The 18,894-nt window shown below is 48.3% G+C and carries 16 protein-coding genes and 4 tRNA genes; 12 read left to right on the forward strand and 8 right to left on the reverse strand.

Features of this window, described 5'->3' with window-relative positions:
* Nucleotides 1-157 precede the first annotated feature (157 nt).
* The 11 genes from AADH33_RS11920 to AADH33_RS11970 all read left to right on the forward strand — a co-directional run bounded on the left by AADH33_RS11920 (nt 158) and on the right by AADH33_RS11970 (nt 9,321).
* Nucleotides 158-2,056, forward strand: a complete 1,899-nt coding sequence (locus AADH33_RS11920; RefSeq protein ID WP_348549016.1) for a tetratricopeptide repeat protein — start codon at nt 158-160, stop codon at nt 2,054-2,056.
* 274 nt (nt 2,057-2,330) lie between these two features.
* On the forward strand, nt 2,331-2,909 hold the full coding sequence (gene lolB / locus AADH33_RS11925; protein WP_348549990.1) for a lipoprotein insertase outer membrane protein LolB: 579 nt from the start codon (nt 2,331-2,333) through the stop codon (nt 2,907-2,909).
* Between the two features lie 104 nt (nt 2,910-3,013).
* Nucleotides 3,014-3,970 (forward strand): 4-(cytidine 5'-diphospho)-2-C-methyl-D-erythritol kinase, encoded by a 957-nt coding sequence (gene ispE / locus AADH33_RS11930; protein ID WP_348549017.1) that lies wholly within the window; start codon nt 3,014-3,016, stop codon nt 3,968-3,970.
* 301 nt (nt 3,971-4,271) lie between these two features.
* Nucleotides 4,272-4,347 (forward strand) — tRNA-Gln (locus AADH33_RS11935).
* A 163-nt stretch (nt 4,348-4,510) separates the two neighbouring features.
* Nucleotides 4,511-4,586 (forward strand) — tRNA-Gln (locus tag AADH33_RS11940).
* A 110-nt stretch (nt 4,587-4,696) separates the two neighbouring features.
* Entirely contained in the window at nt 4,697-5,644 is a 948-nt protein-coding gene (locus tag AADH33_RS11945) for a ribose-phosphate pyrophosphokinase (protein ID WP_058367921.1), read from the forward strand.
* Between the two features lie 394 nt (nt 5,645-6,038).
* On the forward strand, nt 6,039-6,713 hold the full coding sequence (locus tag AADH33_RS11950) for a 50S ribosomal protein L25/general stress protein Ctc (RefSeq protein WP_100748754.1): 675 nt from the start codon (nt 6,039-6,041) through the stop codon (nt 6,711-6,713).
* A gap of 189 nt (nt 6,714-6,902) precedes the next feature.
* Nucleotides 6,903-7,481: an aminoacyl-tRNA hydrolase gene (gene pth, locus AADH33_RS11955; protein ID WP_348549018.1), complete on the forward strand. Its 579-nt coding sequence runs from the start codon at nt 6,903-6,905 to the stop codon at nt 7,479-7,481.
* Nucleotides 7,482-7,626: 145 nt separating this feature from the next.
* The gene (gene panD / locus AADH33_RS11960) at nt 7,627-8,007 is read left to right on the forward strand and encodes an aspartate 1-decarboxylase (protein WP_075102220.1); all 381 of its coding nucleotides are present in this window, start codon (nt 7,627-7,629) and stop codon (nt 8,005-8,007) included.
* A 117-nt stretch (nt 8,008-8,124) separates the two neighbouring features.
* Complete coding sequence (locus AADH33_RS11965; RefSeq protein WP_348549019.1) at nt 8,125-8,295, forward strand: hypothetical protein; 171 nt, start codon at nt 8,125-8,127, stop codon at nt 8,293-8,295.
* A 15-nt stretch (nt 8,296-8,310) separates the two neighbouring features.
* Complete coding sequence (locus AADH33_RS11970) at nt 8,311-9,321, forward strand: calcium/sodium antiporter (RefSeq protein WP_348549020.1); 1,011 nt, start codon at nt 8,311-8,313, stop codon at nt 9,319-9,321.
* Between the two features lie 97 nt (nt 9,322-9,418).
* Here the strand turns inward: AADH33_RS11970 and AADH33_RS11975 are convergent, their stop codons facing one another.
* The 3 genes from AADH33_RS11975 to AADH33_RS11985 all read right to left on the reverse strand — a co-directional run bounded on the left by AADH33_RS11975 (nt 9,419) and on the right by AADH33_RS11985 (nt 10,675).
* Nucleotides 9,419-10,093: an RDD family protein gene (locus AADH33_RS11975; protein WP_348549021.1), complete on the reverse strand. Its 675-nt coding sequence runs from the start codon at nt 10,091-10,093 to the stop codon at nt 9,419-9,421.
* A 227-nt stretch (nt 10,094-10,320) separates the two neighbouring features.
* Nucleotides 10,321-10,397: transfer RNA gene (locus AADH33_RS11980), tRNA-Arg, on the reverse strand.
* Between the two features lie 188 nt (nt 10,398-10,585).
* A tRNA-Ser gene (locus AADH33_RS11985) sits at nt 10,586-10,675 on the reverse strand.
* A gap of 437 nt (nt 10,676-11,112) precedes the next feature.
* Here AADH33_RS11985 and AADH33_RS11990 point away from each other — a divergent pair.
* Entirely contained in the window at nt 11,113-11,919 is an 807-nt protein-coding gene (locus AADH33_RS11990; RefSeq protein ID WP_348549022.1) for a hydroxymethylpyrimidine/phosphomethylpyrimidine kinase, read from the forward strand.
* 75 nt (nt 11,920-11,994) lie between these two features.
* Here AADH33_RS11990 and AADH33_RS11995 read toward each other — a convergent pair whose 3' ends face one another.
* The 5 genes from AADH33_RS11995 to ppx form a co-directional block, all read right to left on the reverse strand.
* Nucleotides 11,995-12,564 (reverse strand): YggT family protein, encoded by a 570-nt coding sequence (locus tag AADH33_RS11995; RefSeq protein ID WP_105244639.1) that lies wholly within the window; start codon nt 12,562-12,564, stop codon nt 11,995-11,997.
* 132 nt (nt 12,565-12,696) lie between these two features.
* Complete coding sequence (gene proC, locus AADH33_RS12000) at nt 12,697-13,530, reverse strand: pyrroline-5-carboxylate reductase (protein ID WP_348549023.1); 834 nt, start codon at nt 13,528-13,530, stop codon at nt 12,697-12,699.
* A gap of 202 nt (nt 13,531-13,732) precedes the next feature.
* A complete protein-coding gene (tilS, locus tag AADH33_RS12005; protein WP_348549024.1) occupies nt 13,733-15,391 on the reverse strand; it encodes a tRNA lysidine(34) synthetase TilS in 1,659 nt (552 codons plus the stop codon).
* Between the two features lie 313 nt (nt 15,392-15,704).
* On the reverse strand, nt 15,705-16,508 hold the full coding sequence (locus tag AADH33_RS12010) for an acetyl-CoA carboxylase carboxyltransferase subunit alpha (RefSeq protein ID WP_348549025.1): 804 nt from the start codon (nt 16,506-16,508) through the stop codon (nt 15,705-15,707).
* 391 nt (nt 16,509-16,899) lie between these two features.
* Nucleotides 16,900-18,426, reverse strand: a complete 1,527-nt coding sequence (gene ppx / locus AADH33_RS12015; RefSeq protein ID WP_348549026.1) for an exopolyphosphatase — start codon at nt 18,424-18,426, stop codon at nt 16,900-16,902.
* Nucleotides 18,427-18,894: the final 468 nt, after the last annotated feature.

Here is an 18,894-nt window from a genome sequence, read left to right on the forward strand (position 1 = left end):
TACTCTTATAATGTTTGACAGGCGCTTTCATCTGAGTGTTACCCTAAGTTTTCATCTCAGCCTGCATCATTGAAAACGCACCTTAACCTGACGAACCACCCCTTATTAAACGCTACCTATGGATTAGGCAGTCACTATCGGGCGAACACAGCTATTTATGATTTTTTTTGGGTCATTATTTCGGGCACCGCCAGCACTTGATGAGCGATTGAGCCTACGCGCTTTATTAAACCTCATTATAGAGCGCTTGTGCCAACGCTATCGGCTAACGCTATCGTTGGCTGTTTGTCTGTGCCTATCTGCCCCTGTGCACGCCAGTGCTATCGATATTCCAGCGAAGGCAGAAAACCAGCAAAACAGCGCCAGCACCCTTACGAGCGCAGCGACACCCAGCGCCGGCGAAAGACTGCCAGAGACTGTCGATGTGCAGCGCTTGGCTCCTGCTAATATCTGGCAGCCTGAGCTAAACGAGCCAAGCTTGTACGCGCTTTTGGCGGCGGAGTTTGCCGCTGATCGCGATGACAAACAACGCGCCGTCGCCATTTATAAACAGCAATCATTCAAAAAAGATGCCACCGCTGTCTTTGAGCGGGCGCTGAGCTTATCTTTACAAAACGAGAGTGTGGGCGACTCGTTACAGTTTGCCAAAACGTGGCAAGAGCAAAACCCCGATCACGTGCCTGCGTGGTTTTATGTCGCGCATTTGGCACTACGCGCACACGATTACGTCTTGGCAGGCGAGACACTAAACCGCATCTTACGCTACGATCCACGCGCCGACTTAAGCGAGATATTAATCGGTATCTATCCCAATACCGATGCTGACAAACGCGATCTACTCGCCGCGCTTCAGCCGCTCGATAGCAAGCAAAATGCGTCATTGTCGGTACTAAAGGCAGGCCTGCTCTATCAATTTAATGAGCCTGAGATTGCTATTGTACATATCAACCGTGCGCTGGCACGCCAGCCTGATTATGTGCCTTTTATTACCCTAAAGGCAGATATCTTACGCAAAATCGTCACCGCCGAAACCGTGGTCAATTACCTTAGCCAAGCGCGCCTGCGCAACCCTGATAGCAAGAGTCTGTACCTATACGAGATTCGCTATTTACTGGACTTAAAACAAAGCCAAGAGGCGTGGCAATTATTACTACAAGCGCACGAGCGTTTTCGTGAGGATGCGGAGATTACCTTGCTTGCCGCCTTGGTCAGTCTGGATATCGAAGAGTACCGCAGCGCTGATGAGCTGCTAAATATACTCGCCAAATCTCCGGCTTATCTCGATCGGGCCTATTACTATCTAGGCATCAGTGCTGAGCGTCAGCAGCGCTTTGAGCAAGCCAAACACTATCTCAATGCAGTGATGCAAGAAGACTTGGTATTAGAGGCACGTCGAAAGGTGGTGGCGTTTGAGCTACTTGATGACGATGTCGCTGCCGCCATCAGTACTTTAGAAAAACTACGCAAACAATTTAGCGTCTTTGCCCCTGACACTTATGTCATGCAGGCCGATATTTTATGGCAACAAAACGAGCCGGATGAAGCGCTACGGCTGTTGACTCGGGCAGCGCGTAAATACCCTGACAATGAGATGCTATTGTTTGCTCGCGCTCAGCTCCTCGATGATAAAAACGACTATATCGTCAAACGCACCTTGCTCAATCATCTGCGCGCGCTCGATCCGAGCAATATGGCCTATCAGCTAAGTTACGCCCAGCTGCTCTTGGCCAATGAGCCAAACTCTGAGCAAGGCTTGGCCTTGGCGACCGACATCATCCAGATTCGTTATGATGATCCACGCTACGACAACGAGCTGCACTTGCAAGCGCTCAACATATTGGCAAGTAACGCCTTGACCAACCAACGCTATCAGCAAGTCATCGACTATCTACAGACGCCTTATGATGTCTTTCCGACCTTACGCTCAGGCACGCTGTTGCTACGTGCCTATCAAGGCCTGGGCGATAACGCCAAAGTCGAGGCCTTGCTTGCCGACTTGCAGCAGCGCTTTTCATTTGGTCAGCATAATATCAGCGACCGCATACAACTGTATTAGAGTCTGTGAAAAGCGGGGGCGGAGTACCGGTTACAAGGCACTTATAAGAAGCTAACAGCCGCGTATAAGCGAGTAACAAATAGCGCTTAAGCTAGCCTTTGATCAAAATTATTATTTTTGCAAATTTGTTTGTTTTTGAGGATGTTTTATGCCAGTTACCACCCTTTTTTTTCAGCTCTCTGCCGAGTTTAAATCCAAATCTAAATATAAATCCAAGTGCAAATCTAAGTTTCAGTCTAAAGCTAAATCGCAAAAGCTGATCCTGCTGACAGCGATGGCGGCTACCCTTGCCATCACCTCTGGCTGTCAGTCTCTAAAGACTGCCAATGCTAGCCATCAATCAGGCACCATGATACAAGGTCAAAACAGCGAGCAGCCAAACAAGCTTGAGCGCTTTAATATCACCGGCAAGATTGGTGTTACCACACCTGCCAGCGACAGTAGCGGCGCACAAGGTGGCAGTGCGTTTTATGCATGGGGCCAACAAGACGATCGATTTGCCATCGAGCTGATTGGCGCACTCGGTATTGGCAAAACCAATATCGAATACGATGGTCAGACGGCCACCTTGGTCAGTGAAAAAACCGGTACTTTGACCGCTGATGATCCTGAGACCCTACTAAAAAAAGCCACAGGCTGGCAAGCGCCCATCTCGCAAATGCCCTACTGGATATCTGGTCGCCCCGCGCCCTCAGACAGCGCGCCCAAGCTCGATGCACAAAACCGCCTGATAAGCTCGGTCAATGGTGAGTGGACAGCCAGCTTTACTTATAAAGGCTCAGACAAACGACCTTCCAAAATCAGCGCAGTGCAGCCACAAGGCAACAAGGTTGTCATGACGATTAACCATTAATCCATCAGGTACCAACAACGGATCGCCTTTCAAAAGCCATCGTTGCTCGTTAAGATAGCTTTTTATGACTGTACCTTATGATGAAAAAACATGACTGAAAACGTATGATTGAAAATATAGCAGCATCAACTGCTTCTACGATGACTCGTCTCTCACCTGCCAAGCTCAATTTGTTTTTGCACATCACTGGCAAGCGCGCTGATGGCTATCATGATCTGCAAACGGTTTTTCGCCTGCTTGATTGGGGCGATTATCTGCATTTCTCACTTGTAGATGGCCTAGTAGACATCGATAGCACTTTAGCGATCGACCAGCTATGTGGGCGACTATTAAGACTGACAGGCGCAGAAGCCATCACCAGCCATGTCACGGACAATTTGATCTTTCAGGCTGCCCGCGCTTTATTGGCCGCGGCCATAGCGTCAAACAAGCTACCCAAGCAGCTTGCGCCAGTGACGATTGAGCTGGACAAACACTTACCCATGGGCGCAGGGCTGGGCGGTGGCTCCTCTAATGCGGCAACGACGCTGCTGGCACTTAATGAGATATGGGCGTTTGACTTCTCCCAAGATGAGATGATAAATATCGGTGCGACAGTGGGCGCGGATGTGCCGATTTTTATCTTTGGTCAGGCCGCGATTGCGCAGGGCATTGGCGAGCAATTAACACCGATAGCACTACCAGATCAGCAGTATTTGGTTTTGACGCCTACGGCGCATGTCAGCACCGCTGAGCTGTTTGCCCATCCTAAGTTGCAGCGTGATATCGCGGCAATATCAATTGAGACGATGAAAAACCAGTCCAACTCTTATGTGCAATATTTACAGATGCCTTATCACAATGTCTTCACGCCTGTCGTCACCGGCCTCGCCCCTGCCGTCGATGACGCATTACAATATTTACAAAGCTTAGAGACGGTAGCACGTAGCACAGCACGGATGACCGGTTCTGGTAGTGCGGTGTTTTTGCCATTGGATGCCAGTATTGCTACCGATAAGGCATTGATAAAAAAGTGGCTGGCAAATGCGCCTTGCCCTGCTTACTTGGTAGATAACTTATAATGGCGCTATCAGAGTACAGGCTGCGTCCCAAAAGCAGCGGCTTTCCTATACACACTAAGGCGGCTGATATAAATGCTCCTTGCGCGCTACGCCGATGGAGACTACGTAACTGTATTTAAAAAGAGTATCACAACAGCACGCCAGAAAAATTTATACCCGCTCCACGTTGAAATATAGTGTATCTGTGTTATTTGGAATCGACTATATAAAAAATCGAGTGCAAAATTTTTGAATAAATACCAGAAAAAGGCGCAAATGACTTGCAAAATCTAAAAATTTACTTATAATAGGTCGCCACAATAGGGGTATAGCCAAGTTGGTAAGGCATCAGGTTTTGATCCTGACATCCGTTGGTTCGAGTCCAGCTACCCCTGCCATTTTTAGTTTGGATTGCTAGTGATAGCAATTGACAACACCTTCCCAATTTCGGTATAGTTCGCAATGAACACCGCTAGGGAACGCCGTCTTAGACGGTTGATAGGTAGCGACGCCTAGCTAATACTTTGTTAGCATTCAGCGCTCGTCCTGCCTAGACATTACAGGGGTATAGCCAAGTTGGTAAGGCATCAGGTTTTGATCCTGACATCCGTTGGTTCGAGTCCAGCTACCCCTGCCATTTTTTACTATCTTAGTAGTCTATAATTACTTTCACCACTCTTTTCTTTATTTGGGCAGTTAGACACTGCTTAGTGGTCGCTGCTTGAGTCAATAAATAGGACTTCAGTCATGCCTTATTTGGCAATTTTTACGGGCAACGCCCATCCAGAACTTGCGAAAACCGTCGCCGACCACCTACACATTCCTCTTGGTAAAGCTGACATCACGCGTTTTTCTGATGGCGAAATTGCCGTGGAAATCAAAGAGCACGTGCGCGGTAAAGACGTATTTATCATGCAGCCGACTTGTGCACCGACCAACGACAATTTGATGGAAATCATGATGATGGCGGATGCGCTTCGTCGCTCTAGTGCGGGCCGTATCACAGCAGTGATGCCGTACTTTGGTTATGCCCGTCAAGACCGTCGTCCACGCTCAGCTCGCGTTCCTATCTCAGCCAAAGTCGTCGCCGATATGCTAAATATCGTCAGTATCGACCGCGTCATGACCGTAGATTTGCACTCAGATCAGATTCAGGGTTTCTTCGATATCCCTGTCGATAACATCTACGGCACCCCTGTCCTGTTAAATGACCTACAAAAACAAGACTACGACAACATCATGGTGGTATCACCTGATGTTGGCGGTGTGGTACGTGCTCGTGCGATGGCCAAACAATTGGGCGACACCGACATGGCGATCATCGATAAACGCCGTGCCCGTGCCAATGAGTCGCAAGTGATGCACATCATCGGTGATGTACGTGATCGTGACTGCGTCATCGTTGATGATATGGTCGATACTGCAGGCACCCTATGCAAAGCCGCTGAAGCATTAAAAGAAAACGGCGCGCGCCGCGTATTGGCTTACATCACCCACCCTGTACTATCGGGTAATGCGCTAAAAAACATCTCTGAGTCAGCCCTAGATGAAGTGGTCGTGACTGATACCATTCCATTGTCTCCTGCTGCTCAATCTTGTAGCAAAATCCGCCAAGTCAGTATCGCACCGATGCTCGCTGAGAGCTTACGCCGCATCAATAACGAAGAGTCTATCAGCGCCATGTTTGACGCCTAACGACTTCTGTGTCAGTGGCGGTTTGCACATACAGCTACACAGACACCTGATATAAAAAAACAGCGCCATATTTGATGATATGGCGCTGTTTTTTATGTTCGCATTTTTCGTAGGTCTTTATTATTGCTACAAAACCACGTATAATGCGCGCCTGTGCCGACCGTTTGTGTGATCTTTGATGGTTGGCATCTTTAAAAGTGCTGATCACGTTTGCCAGATAGGTTTTTGCTGATATTTGTCAGTAAACGATGACGGCAAACATATTGCTCTGTTTTTTGGTTGTCAGCGTCACTGATGACCGGTCATCGAGCTTTCATCACGTATTAGTGGATTGGTCGCAAATCCACTTTTTTATGACCAGACACTTCATTTATCTTTTTATAGGATTATATCCATGAGTATTAATCATTTCGAACTAAGTGCAGTTGCCCGTTCTGCAGAACAGCAAGGTAAAGGTGCGAGCCGCCGCCTACGTAAGCAGAACCTAGTACCTGCTATCATCTATGGTGGTGACGAAGAGCCAACTGCGGTTTCTATCAAAATCAATGAGCTGGTTAAGTCTCTTGAATTTGAAGCGTTTTTCTCACACATCTTGACGCTAAATGTCGATGGCGAAGCGCATCAGGTCGTTATCAAAGACCTACAACGCCATCCAGCGAAAGGCTTCCCAATGCATGCTGATTTCCAGCGCATTGTAAAAGGTCAGAAAATCAACATGAATGTTCCTGTGCATTTCACTGGCCGTGAAGAAGCACCAGGTACAAAAGCTGGCGGTATCTTGTCTACCCTAGTCTCTGATATCGAAATCGTTTGCCTACCATCACAACTACCTGAATACCTAGAAGTTGACGTATCAGGCATGGAAATCGGCGATCTATTCCGTCTATCAGACATCAAACTACCAGAAGGTGTTATCATCTTCGAACTTGATATGGAAGATGCACACGACCGTACTATCGTTAACATGCAGCCACCAACGGTTGAAGAAGTTGATGAAGATGCTGACGAAGTTGATGCAGCTGACGTACCTGCGACCGAGCAAGGCGCTGAAAACAAAGACGGCGAATAATAAACGACCGCTAGGTCGTGGCACTATGCCGTCGACCTGCTGATAGGTTCGTTTCGTCAAAAAAACAGCAGGTGATGTATATCTCCTGCTGTTTTTGTAAGTAGGGTTTGAGCATCACAGTGCTGTCAGACATAAACGACAGCACGACCAACCTTACGCTCATTTATCACATTTAAGCAGGATGTTTTTATGGCCATAAAGCTTATTGTCGGTCTTGGTAATCCCGGTCAGCAGTATATGTTTACGCGTCATAATGCAGGGTTTTGGTTTGTCTATCATTTGGCGCAGCAGTTCAATATCGCCCTTTCTCCTGACAAAAAGTTTCATGGGATAACGGGACGCGGACAGATTCATGGCGCTGATGTACGCTTGCTGATGCCATCGACCTTTATGAACAAATCGGGTCAATCGGTGGTACCGATGGTCAACTTTTATGGCATCGACAACGATGAGCTGTTGATCACGCACGACGAGCTGGATATTCCAGCGGGTAGTATCAAGCTCAAAACCAATGGCGGCCATGGCGGTCATAACGGTCTGCGCGATATCACCCCGCATATCGGCAACGACTTTCATCGACTGCGTATCGGTATCGGGCATCCAGGTCACAAATCAAAGGTCAGTGGACATGTCCTCTCAAAGGCCTCACCTGATGAGCAGATTGCCATCGACAGTGCTCTGAGCGCCGCGTTTGATGCGTTGCCATTGCTGTTAGGCGGTGATATCGAAAAAGCCCGTTCCCAAATTAATGGCTTTAAACTGCCCTAATTATAATGGCCAGACCTTTACCGCTGGGTTTTTACCGCTGGACTTGTTACGTGATACTTTATAGTAGTCTTTTATTTTGGCAAAATCGCCCCCACTAACATGATGATTTCGTTCATTAATCTTTGTTACGCTAAGGAAGCAACTTATGCTACTTAATATGCTTAAATGCAAATTACATCGTGCCCGCGTCACTCATGCCGAGCTGCACTACGAAGGCTCATGCGGTATCGATGGTGATTTATTGGACCTCGCCGGTCTGCGCGAAAACGAATCAATCGACATCTATAATGTCACCAATGGCAAGCGTTTTCGTACTTATGCGATTCGCGCCGAGGCAGGCTCTGGTATCATCTCATTAAATGGTGCTGCTGCTCATATGGCAGACTTAGGTGATATCGTCATTATCTGTGCTTATGCGCACTTTGATGAAGCAGAAGCTGCGACCTACCAGCCAAAACTGGTTTACTGCAACGAAGACAACACGGTAAAAGACACCGCCAATATTATCCCTGTACAAGTGGCTTAAGCGCCTGACGCTCCAAGCGCTGCTGACCCATATTAGGCATCACCGCTGTCAGCCGTCAGGGCATATATATGACTATCGTACATAAAAGCTGACTCTACAGAGGATTCAGCTTTTTTTGTGCCATTTTTATCTGGCACATTTATATTTTTCTCCAAACTTAAAGATGGGCGGCGCTGGACAATACCTGCCAGCTACCTTGTAGATAAACCTATTTTTAACGGTTTGACAAGTTTTAACGGCTTGACAGGGTTTGGCGTGCTTTTTGAGTTTGGTGTCATGATTCATTGATAAGGAAACATACTGATGTGGTTGGCAGTTATTGCTGTATTGATCGGCTTGGCGATTTTGGTATGGAGTGCAGACGTTTTTATTGATGGTGCCACGGCGCTGGCAAAAAAACTCAATGTACCCAGTTTTTTGATTGGGGTCATTATTTTGGGTCTTGGCACTTCTGCACCCGAAATGGTGGTGTCGGTACTGGCCGCCTTAGAAGGCAGTCCGGAGCTGGCACTGGGTAATGCCTATGGCTCAAACATCATCAATATCGCCTTGGTACTGGGCGCAACTGCCCTAATAAGCCCCATAATCATCCATAAAGGCATCATAAAACGCGATCTGCCAATATTGCTCATCATTACCGCTTTGGCCGCGTGGCAGCTGCGTGACGGACAGCTGAGTATCATTGACGGACTGGTACTCTTAGCACTATTGGTCGTGGTCTTAGGCATCCAAATCGTGCTGAGCTTGCGAGAAGGCAGCTCACATAAGGTCGATGATATCGATGATAATAAAATTATAGAGCACAGCATAGCAGATAACGCACTGAGCGCAGCAGATAGTGAGCCAAGCTTGCTACGTGGTTTGTGGGCGTTGTTCCTTGGACTGACCATGCTGGTGGCCAGCTCACGCGCCATCGTCTGGGGTGCAGTAGAGTTGGCGACACTATGGGGATTGAGCGAGCTGATTATTGGTCTGACCATCGTCGCCGTCGGCACGTCTTTGCCTGAGCTGGTGGCCAGCCTATCAGCGGCACGCAAAGGCGAACACGATATGGCACTGGGCAACATCATCGGCTCTAATATTTTCAACACTTTAGGCGTGGTGGGTCTGGCAGCAGTCATCGCTCCGATTAGCGCCAGCCCGATTATTTTGTCGCGTGATGTGCTGGCGATGAGTGCGATTACGCTGTTACTTGTCGTGCTGTGCGGCGCCGCTTTTATCAAACATCGCCCCTTTGGCCGAGGCTCAGGTACAGCGTTGATGCTGTTTTTTGTCGGCTACACACTGTGGCTGATGCAAACCGTCAATATGTAGAGATAAGATGAGATTGAGGTAGGTGCGCTAACTGCCAGCGCTTTATCATCCCTGTATGATAAGCGGTACAAACGACGCTTATCATACAAACTCACAGTTATTGATTTTTCTTACGGTTTTTAAAACCGCGCCATAGTCCCTCATGCGCCACTTTTGGCATCTTAAGAGTAATGGAGTTTGAGAGCATATCTTGTACGGCAAGACCGCGGCGATTAAACAAACAAAACACGTAATTAAAAATTAAACCCAAGAACGCACTGGTTAGCATAATAGTGCGCGACCCACCGATCAGGCTACCGATGACACCAAACAGCAACGGCATCAAACAAGCCGCCAATATGCGTTTAAACGACTGCCCCCAAGTCAATAAATGCCCAGCATTGTTGACGGTCTTTAGCCGCCACGTCTGCATGCCAAGGGTCTGTCCGCCGCGCCGCCAAAATATCCCATAAAACGCCACCAAGGTCAAAACAAAGGCCGGCGTCATGACAAGGTTTTGATACCAAGTCGGTAGCGACTGCGCTTGCGACGATTCGGTGCCGGTTTCCATGGTCAGCAAAGTACCAATCACCGTCAACATCGTACCGACCAAAAACAACAGCGCCAAAATCAGCATACCATCATACAAAATCGCCACCACCCGAGTTAAGGGTTTGGCAATGCTAGGTGCTTCATTTGGGTCTTGCTGTACAGGCGCGCCGGACGAAGATGGGTTGGGCGCAGAGGGTTTGGGCGCAGTTTTTGGCCGGCGTTTGGGTAAACTTTTTGACATGGTACAAGCTCATAGCAAGCAGTGGATAGTAGCGCTATTGTACCGTAATTCAAACGCTTATCGTACCATTGATGATTAAAGACATATGCGCTACCTGCTACTGGTATGTATTGTACACAAATGATAGATATAAAAAAGACAGACACAAAAAAATCGCCAAAGTGTCATAAGACAGGCGATTATTTTAAGTTGTGCTTAAATCTTAACAAGATAAGCTAGTATGCAAATGGTGCGCCTGGAGAGATTCGAACTCCCGACCCCTTAGTTCGTAGCCAAGTGCTCTATCCAACTGAGCTACAGGCGCGTATTTTGCATATCATTCACCACAGTGTTTAATAACAATTGCAGTAAATTAGGTTGGTCATTATATAGATAATATCGCTTGTGTCAACTGGTTTTTTAAGATAATTTCAAATTATTTTTTGAGGTCATCGCTAAAAAATCATTTATCGTCGATATACTGCGTTAGCACTATTATAACAACAAAATAAATGGCGGTGAAGGAGGGATTCGAACCCTCGATACGCTTACACGTATGGTTCCTTAGCAGGGAACTGGTTTCAGCCACTCACCCACTTCACCGAACGAAGTAAGACACTCATAATACTGTTCAAAAACAGCCTTACAAATACAGTATCGATGCTAACGATACGTCTTATGTCGTGGGCGAGTATTATAACAAAGCCAAAACGAATTGCAAGCCTTGTGGGCAGATTTAATCTCGCTTTTATGATAATTACTGATTTAAATGCTTTTATCGCTCATTGTGACCAAAAATACTGCCCAAATCTGTACATTAGATGCCCCCTATCTTTAGGGTTACAATGAATTGATTTGGCTGATTAAAACACCTGCCATGGGTACAATCAATGCAACACAAAACTGGCGCTTTTTATGTCTGTAGAGCGCTACTTATTTTAAAACAGGTTAACGCCATGCTGGCGCTGGCTTTTTTCTTATTGGCTGGCTATAGTATTTATCAGTTTTTTTGATAGCTCTTATAAATAAAAGGATATGTTATGCGACCCGTGGTACTGTGTTTTTCAGGATTGGACCCCTCAGGCGGTGCTGGACTACAAGCGGATATCGAGGCCATCGGCCAAGCCGGCGCCCATGCCGCCATCGCTTGTACCGCCATCACCATCCAAAGCTCGCAGCAGGTGTTTGGGTTTGAGGCGTGCGCCGCCAGTTTGGTCAAAGATCAAGCCGGCGCCGTGCTCGAAGATCTGCCGGTCCGTGCCATAAAATCCGGTATGCTTGGCACCACTGACAATATCGCCATGCTCACAGAGCTGTTTACCAAGCAAACCATCGACGCCGACACGCCTTTTGTCTTGGACCCTGTGCTGGTTGCCAATAGCGGCGGCAGCTTGGGCGACGAGCAGACCTTGGTCACCGCCTTTCGCAAGCTGCTCCCCTACGCCACCTTAATCACACCCAATACGCATGAGCTGCGTGCGCTAAGCGGCGAGCAAGACCTACATGTCGCTGCACAAAAACTGTGTGCGCAAGGCACCCATGCCGTCTTGATAAAAACCTCTCATGACTTCGACAGCGGCGATATCGAGCAGTATCTGTATATCAATGGTGAGATGGTACATCAGAGTATCTTGCCGCGCCTAAAAGGCGAGTTTCATGGCTCTGGCTGCTCGCTTGCCAGCTTTATCGCGGGCCGCTTAGCCATGGGCGATGCGCTGATTGACGCCGTCAAAGCGGCAGATAATTGGATCACTCAGACGCTACGCGCCGCTGACGTCCCGCACCCTGACGATGACGCCGCCCAATTGATACCCAATCGTTTTGTCAATTATTCACCTATCCAATAAATATATACAAAAAGGGCGCTCTATATCGATAGAGCGCCCTTTACTCAGGCTAATTAACAGCGCAGCGCCCTAGTGTTAGCCCAACATTGGCATAAAGCTGGCGGCCAAACCACCGATGAATATCTCGAGTAAATAAAACGCCAAAAAAGCCACCATCGGTGACAAATCAAGCATGCCTAAGTTTGGCGTGATGCGGCGAAACGGCGCCAAAATAGGCTCGGCCAGACTGATGATAATACCGATAATCGGATGCTGAGACTGGGTAAACACCACAATCCAGCTGACGATAATAGAGCCGATGACCAAGTAGCGACACATACGCAAAAAGTCTAATAATAAGCTGGTGGTGCCCGTAAAAAACAACGGCACCGGCGCAATGCCTTTATGCATCAAAGCGGCTTTGCCAGAGATGTCGATCAGACGGATCAAAAACATCAGTACAATGGCAGCGATGCTGATACGGCCTTGCGCGACGGTCGGAAAAATACGCCCAAACACATCGACGATATGGGTCGCTTTATAGGCAGGGGCTATCATGGGGTTACGAGCATCCATACCAGCGAACTGCAGCATAAAACGAATAAACACCAACATCATGGCGAAAGTGGTGACCAAATCAAAGATTTGAAATAACATGTTGTTCATGAAGCGCTACTCAATGTGACGTTATTGACGGATTTTAAGAAGACGAATGTCTTTATCAGGCGTTTTTTGATTATAAGTGAGATATGCCATCATGCATGACATATCCCAAGATAGAAAAACAGTAGTCAGCGATTATTTACTCATCTCTTCGCTCAGCGCTTGGCTGCGATCGTAGCAGGCTTGCATGGCTTCAATGATTTGACGACCAATCTCGTTGGCTTGCATAGACTCGACGGCCGCTTGCGTCGTACCATTTGGCGAGGTGACCTTACGGCGCAGCTCGGCTGGTGCGTCATCGCTATTCATCGCCATTTTTGCCGCGCCTAGCATGGTCTGCATGGCCAGTGCTGACGCTTGCTCTTTATCCAATCCCAGCGCGACTGCACCATCAACCATCGACTCGATAAAGTAAAACATATAAGCAGGCGCCGAGCCTGAAACGGCCGTGACCGCATGCATATGTGTTTCATCATCGACCCACATGACTAGCCCTGAAGCTTCCATCACCGCCGTTGCCAATTGCTTTTGTTCTGCAGAGATAGCGTCTGTACCATATAGACCAGTCGCACCCATCTGAATCATCGCTGGTGTGTTTGGCATCGCGCGCACGATATTGCTATAGCCGCCGAGCATGTCTGTCAATAAAGCCGTCGACAGACCTGCCGCGACCGAAATCACCAGTTGCTGATCTAGCGCATCGGCAAAGCCGCTCACTACCGCTTTCATCACTTGCGGCTTGACGGCCAATACCACGATGTCAGCACCGATAACAGCAGCTGTGGCATCGGCGGCTGGGTCAACAGCGTTTAGTCCTTTAGCAGATAGCTGCTCGCGCACCTCGCTACTAGGGTCAGCGACTATAATCAAGCTTGGCTCCACACCGCAGCTGACAAGCCCACTAATCAGAGCCTGCGCCATGTTGCCGCCGCCGATAAAGCTGATTTTTTTATTATCTAATACTGACATACTTGTCTCCTACGCGAAAATCCAAAAGTATTCAAACTAACATACTGCTAGGGAAAATGACACTCAGTTTACCATACTGCTACTGGCATCGTTTGATAAATTCAGCGGCTTACTTGCCCGCTTGTTGCCTCATTGACTGATAGAGTTATCGCCTCTATTTGGACGGACTTTAGTGTTGCTTTGGTATTGCTGGCTTTGTTGTCTAGCGCGCTTTTTGTATCATAATCTGACTGACGACACCCTCAGCTATCTCATCAAGCACCACTGAGTGATTACTCTCTACGCGTATGATATTTGTGTGCAATATCCAACAATTAAAAGGCGACAGCAATAAGATAGGCACGGCAGCTGCGTTTTCGATCAGATCGTCTTGTCCGTCTTTTGAGCTACAGTCGACGCTTACTATCACCAAGCTTTCACGCAGCCATACTGGTATGCCCAGCGTTTGATATAGTTTTTTGCCCGCTTGTGGCCGCGGCATGGACAGCGTGCGCACGCGCTGCTGCCGCGCTAACGGCGCAAACGAGAGACGAATGGTACCCTGATGGTTAAGCTTATCCCTTAACTTGTCCCTGCTTAACGTGTCCTTGATTAACGCAGCACTGCCGCTTCTATCACCACCCAATAAAGTAGCCAAAGCATGAGGCCAAATCTTGGCTTGCCAAACGAAATGTGTGTCACTGCGTAATGTCATCAATATAGGCTGCGGTCTGATAGCAGGTGTACTAGCTACCTCATCTGTCAGATCAGAGATTACATGCTCCACCTTACCCAGCGGTAACGTCAGCCAATCCAGCCAGTCGCTACTTATGCGATACAGCCGCTGACGATAACGGCGAATGACGTAAGACTGTAGACTCGCTTGCCAAAAAAGCGCGGTTTGGTGGTTAGAGTCCTGACGCCGGCTAAGGCCAAATACCGCATCTACCAGCTGCTTTGTGGGTGGTAATGGCTCATCTTGAGTAAGCCAATGATGCAGCAATTGGCGCTGACGGTATGGCGGCAGCGTGTTTAGCGCTGCTATATCTAGTACCCGCTGGGCGGACGCGAGCTGCAAATCCCTGACTGCTACCCGCTGCAGATCCGCTACTGCCTGATCATTGACGATGGATTGTGCGTCACTTAATAGCTGGGCGCTGCGGGCGATATTATCAATGATGTTTGGGTTGTACGTGGCCAAAACTGGCATGACATCGCGGCGCAGACCACTACGGACGTTGTCCCCTGCCTCATTGGTTGGGTCATCAATATAGGGGAGTTGTAGACGCTGCGCATAACGGCTGATCGTAATACGTTTGGCGGTCAACCATGGCCGCCACAGTGCGTTGCGCCGGCCACCTTGTGTCTGCTTGCGCCACGGCTGCATACCTGATAGCCCATTGACCCCAGCGCCTTGTATCAGCCGCATCAGTATCGTTTCGGCTTGGTCATCAGCATGATGCGCAAGCATCAGTATATCGTCGGTCTTGAGTACGGCGCGCATCACCTCATAGCGGGCATGCCGTGCTGCCTGCTCATCTTGACCTTCGACCTGTGCGCGCAAGATTTGACAATGCATATTTTGCGCGGTGGCCCAACGCGCGACATGCTGCGCCCAGACGCCGCTATCTGCTTGCAGGCCATGATCGACGTGCAGCAACTGCGGCAAAAACGGCAAGCGGCCGCGATGATATAGCTGGACACACAGCGCCGCCAGCGCTAAAGAGTCTCGCCCACCACTACAGGCCAGCCAGACACGCCGGCCATGCAGCTGCGCGCTGTATTCTGTCAGACTACTCAGCAATGCCTGCGCCAAACCTTCATCAATCGGTCGCGTCGCTATTGGCTTAATAGGAGAGGGAATAATTGCGCTACTGGTCATAATCAGCCTTGTCTGTACCAATCAAAATATCATGAGCCTTAACATATATACGTCGTATAGAAATGGTGCTGCTAATTATAGTAAAGTCCAAATACGTCAGATACATGGCGATCAAGTCACTCAATACAAAGTTATTTTTTAAAGTGTTTAAATCGTAGTAGTTAAAAAGTAGCGGAGAATGTCTGGGCGCTTAGATGATTGGGCAATTTATTGGCTCAAAATCTTATAAATCACCTATGCATAAAAAAACGCGCCATATAATGACACGTTTTTATTTTAGCACTTTTATTTTGCGATATGACTCATCAACAAATCAGCAAGGCAGCATCACTTCAGAGTTAAAGGATTTGAGCTTTTCATAACGCAGCGCGCAGCGAGTTTCAACATCCATCTCATTGAGCGCTTTTAATTGCTCAGTGAGCAAGGACTTTAGCGCATCCATGACAGGCTGCGGCTGGACGTGCGCGCCCTTACCTTCCTCAATGACCGCATCAATTAGACCCATTTGATGCAGGTTTACCGCGTTTAGCTTCAATGCTTCACTGGCGTCTTGGGCTTTTTCGGCCGTCTTCCATAAGATAGAAGCACAGCCTTCAGGTGAGATGACCGAGTAGATACTGTTTTGTAGCATATTGACCCTGTCACCCACGCCGATGGCCAGCGCACCGCCTGAGCCGCCTTCACCGATGATGGTCACGATAATAGGAACTTGTAGACTAGAGAAGACTGCGATACTCTCCGCGATGGCTTGTGCTTGGCCGCGCTCTTCTGCGCCCACTCCTGGATACGCGCCTTGGGTATCGACAAAGGTCATCACCGGAATATTAAACCGCTCGGCCATTTTTACCAAACGAATGACCTTACGGTAGCCTTCGGGGTTGGCCATACCAAAGTTATGGGCGATACGCTCACGCGTACTACGGCCACGGTGCTGACCGATGACCATCACAGGCTGACCCTCAAAACGCGCCAGACCACCCACGATGGCCTTGTCATCGGCAAACGCGCGGTCGCCATGTAATTCATCAAACTCGGTAAACAGCTGATTGACATAGTCCATAAATAATGGACGCTTGGCGTGCCGTGCAAGCTGCACACTATCCCAGACAGTGCTCATAAATGCTTCCCTTTAATAATTATACTCAATAATGTTATCGGTTTTTGATAATGAAAGTACAGTTGTAAACTCAACAGAAGCTATAGTAGCACATCTTAAATGGCATGACATTATTGTCAAAGCGGCTTTTGTTACCTAGATCTGTAAACCATCTTACTAACGATAGGGCACATGCCACCGGTAAGGCACATTGATACGTCGATGTTGTCCGTCATCTGGCATAATAATATGGTTAATTCACTTTAAAACCGATATAGTGCAGCTGGTATGAATTTTGCGTAGCCTCTGTCAGCGTAGACACAGCAAGCAAGGAAAATTCGTACCAGTTGCACGTTTATATGAGCGTATCGATTTTATTTCGAACTGACTATAGTCATAAATGCTAGAGCCATCAGGCCTCTATCACGCTAAGCTTGATACCCCATTTGGCAAACTGATCAATCTCGGTATGCAAATCTGGCAACAAAAACGCATAGTGTTCACTACTATCGGCAACCGTGATCTGCCAGCAGTGATCATCGACGACAGCGAGCTGTAATGCTGGTAGCTCATGGTCGCTGCGGCTGTGATGCGCCAATACTGCCAAACGCAAGAGCAAGCACAGATAGACCAGCTGGTTGCCGCCGATGGTACAGGTCTGCTCCAACATATCGGCTTTTAGCTTACGGCGGTGATTGAGCATCAGCTGCGCCATGCGCTTTTGGTCGACCTGTGAAAACCCCGGAATATCTGAGTGCTCAAGCAAATAAGCACTGTGCTTATGGTAGCTACTGTGACTGATCGCCAGCCCTATCTCGTGCAAAAACGCCGCCCGTCTGAGCAAATCGCCATCATCACTACTCAGACCCAGCGTGTCTTTGACTTGTTCAAATAAATGCCGGCTGGTTTTGACCACTTGTTTGGCTTGTTTTTTGTCGCCCGAATAGCGTTTGATCAACGCCAGCACACTGCGGTCACGCACGTCTTCACTCGCAAAACGCCCCAACATATCATACATGACGCCTTCGCGCAGCGCGCCGTCAGAATAGACGATGGTTTCGATGCCCAGCACTTTCATCACCGCGCGCAGCACCGCCACCCCCGCTGGAAACACCGCCTTTCGGTGCTCTTTGACACCTTCTAAATCGATATCGCCGACGTTGCCAATCTTTAGCAGCAGCTTTTCGAGTTTTTTCACCCCTTTATAGGTGATGCGCTCTTGCTCATCGGCCCAGCCCTTTGACACCAAGACATTTCGTACCGCTTTGATGGTACCGCTTGAGCCGACCACACTACTCCAGCCGACTTTTTGGTAGCGGCCATTGATCGCCAATACTTCTTTACGTGCGCCTGCGATGGCATTGGTAAACGCGTCTTTGGTAATCTGCCCATCAGCAAAGTACTTTTGGGTAAAGGCCACGCAGCCCATTTGCAAGCTCTCCGTTAGTAACGGGTCGAACTCTTGGCCGATGATAAACTCCGTCGAGCCGCCACCAATATCGATGACCAAACGCTTATCACTACTGGCATTGGTATGTGAGACGCCCAAATAAATCAAACGCGCCTCTTCTCGTCCTGCGATAATCTCGATAGGCTTGGGCAAAATTTTATTGGCACGGCTGATAAAGTCATTGGCGTTTTTGGCTTGGCGCAAGGCGTTGGTGGCGACCACCCGAATGCGCTCAGGCGGCACCGAATCCAAACGCGCCACAAAGCGGCTAAGACATTCAAGGCCGCGCTTTTCAGCCGCCGCGCTTAGGATGTTGTGTTCATCCAGCCCCGCGGCCAGCTGCACTTTTTCTGACATAGAGACGACTTTACGCACCTCCCCATGATCTAAACGAGCGATGGCTAAGTGAAAACTATTGGAGCCGATATCAATGGCGGCCATCATTTCATCGTCGGCGATTGGCGGGTTTGTAAAATAATCAATGGGCATAAGCGAAATCGTTACCATATTAGTGGGATAAAAGGTACATACATGGGCGGCGCTGGGTCAAACGGCTGGCTCAAGCAAAGCCAAGCTGTCAAACACCTTATAATAACCAAACTATAAAAACCACATGACAAAAACGGGCCATCAACATCAATGTAAGAGGCCAACAGACAGCAGTGACACAATTTTCGCCATTAAAGCATTTATGCCAAACACTGGCAAGCGACCCAAATGCTAATTAAGCAGCAAGCGCATCATCGACAAAATAACAAATGCGCCATAAACATCCATTGCTTGTGTTAAGGATAGCGTTTTGCTACATTAAAAACGACCAATATTATAATAAATAACAGTCACTTAATGACCACCTAGCCGTTTTAGTAAAACAAAAAGCCCCCTAATGTCCACACTCAATAAACGATTAGCAAGGAAGCTAAATAAATGAATCAAACTACCATACAAAACACTACC

Origin of the sequence: Psychrobacter sp. KFRI-CH2-11 (genome assembly GCF_038239325.1) — a bacterium.
GTDB lineage: Bacteria > Pseudomonadota > Gammaproteobacteria > Pseudomonadales > Moraxellaceae > Psychrobacter > Psychrobacter celer.

Coding starts and splice junctions, on each gene's coding strand:
- AADH33_RS11920 (WP_348549016.1), top strand. CDS start 158: ATGATTTTTTTTGGGTCATTATTTCGGGCACCGCCAGCACTTGATGAG.
- lolB (WP_348549990.1), top strand. CDS start 2,331: ATGGCGGCTACCCTTGCCATCACCTCTGGCTGTCAGTCTCTAAAGACT.
- ispE (WP_348549017.1), top strand. CDS start 3,014: ATGATTGAAAATATAGCAGCATCAACTGCTTCTACGATGACTCGTCTC.
- AADH33_RS11945 (WP_058367921.1), top strand. CDS start 4,697: ATGCCTTATTTGGCAATTTTTACGGGCAACGCCCATCCAGAACTTGCG.
- AADH33_RS11950 (WP_100748754.1), top strand. CDS start 6,039: ATGAGTATTAATCATTTCGAACTAAGTGCAGTTGCCCGTTCTGCAGAA.
- pth (WP_348549018.1), top strand. CDS start 6,903: ATGGCCATAAAGCTTATTGTCGGTCTTGGTAATCCCGGTCAGCAGTAT.
- panD (WP_075102220.1), top strand. CDS start 7,627: ATGCTACTTAATATGCTTAAATGCAAATTACATCGTGCCCGCGTCACT.
- AADH33_RS11970 (WP_348549020.1), top strand. CDS start 8,311: ATGTGGTTGGCAGTTATTGCTGTATTGATCGGCTTGGCGATTTTGGTA.
- AADH33_RS11975 (WP_348549021.1), bottom strand. CDS start 10,093: ATGTCAAAAAGTTTACCCAAACGCCGGCCAAAAACTGCGCCCAAACCC.
- AADH33_RS11990 (WP_348549022.1), top strand. CDS start 11,113: ATGCGACCCGTGGTACTGTGTTTTTCAGGATTGGACCCCTCAGGCGGT.
- AADH33_RS11995 (WP_105244639.1), bottom strand. CDS start 12,564: ATGAACAACATGTTATTTCAAATCTTTGATTTGGTCACCACTTTCGCC.
- proC (WP_348549023.1), bottom strand. CDS start 13,530: ATGTCAGTATTAGATAATAAAAAAATCAGCTTTATCGGCGGCGGCAAC.
- tilS (WP_348549024.1), bottom strand. CDS start 15,391: ATGACCAGTAGCGCAATTATTCCCTCTCCTATTAAGCCAATAGCGACG.
- AADH33_RS12010 (WP_348549025.1), bottom strand. CDS start 16,508: ATGAGCACTGTCTGGGATAGTGTGCAGCTTGCACGGCACGCCAAGCGT.
- ppx (WP_348549026.1), bottom strand. CDS start 18,426: ATGCCCATTGATTATTTTACAAACCCGCCAATCGCCGACGATGAAATG.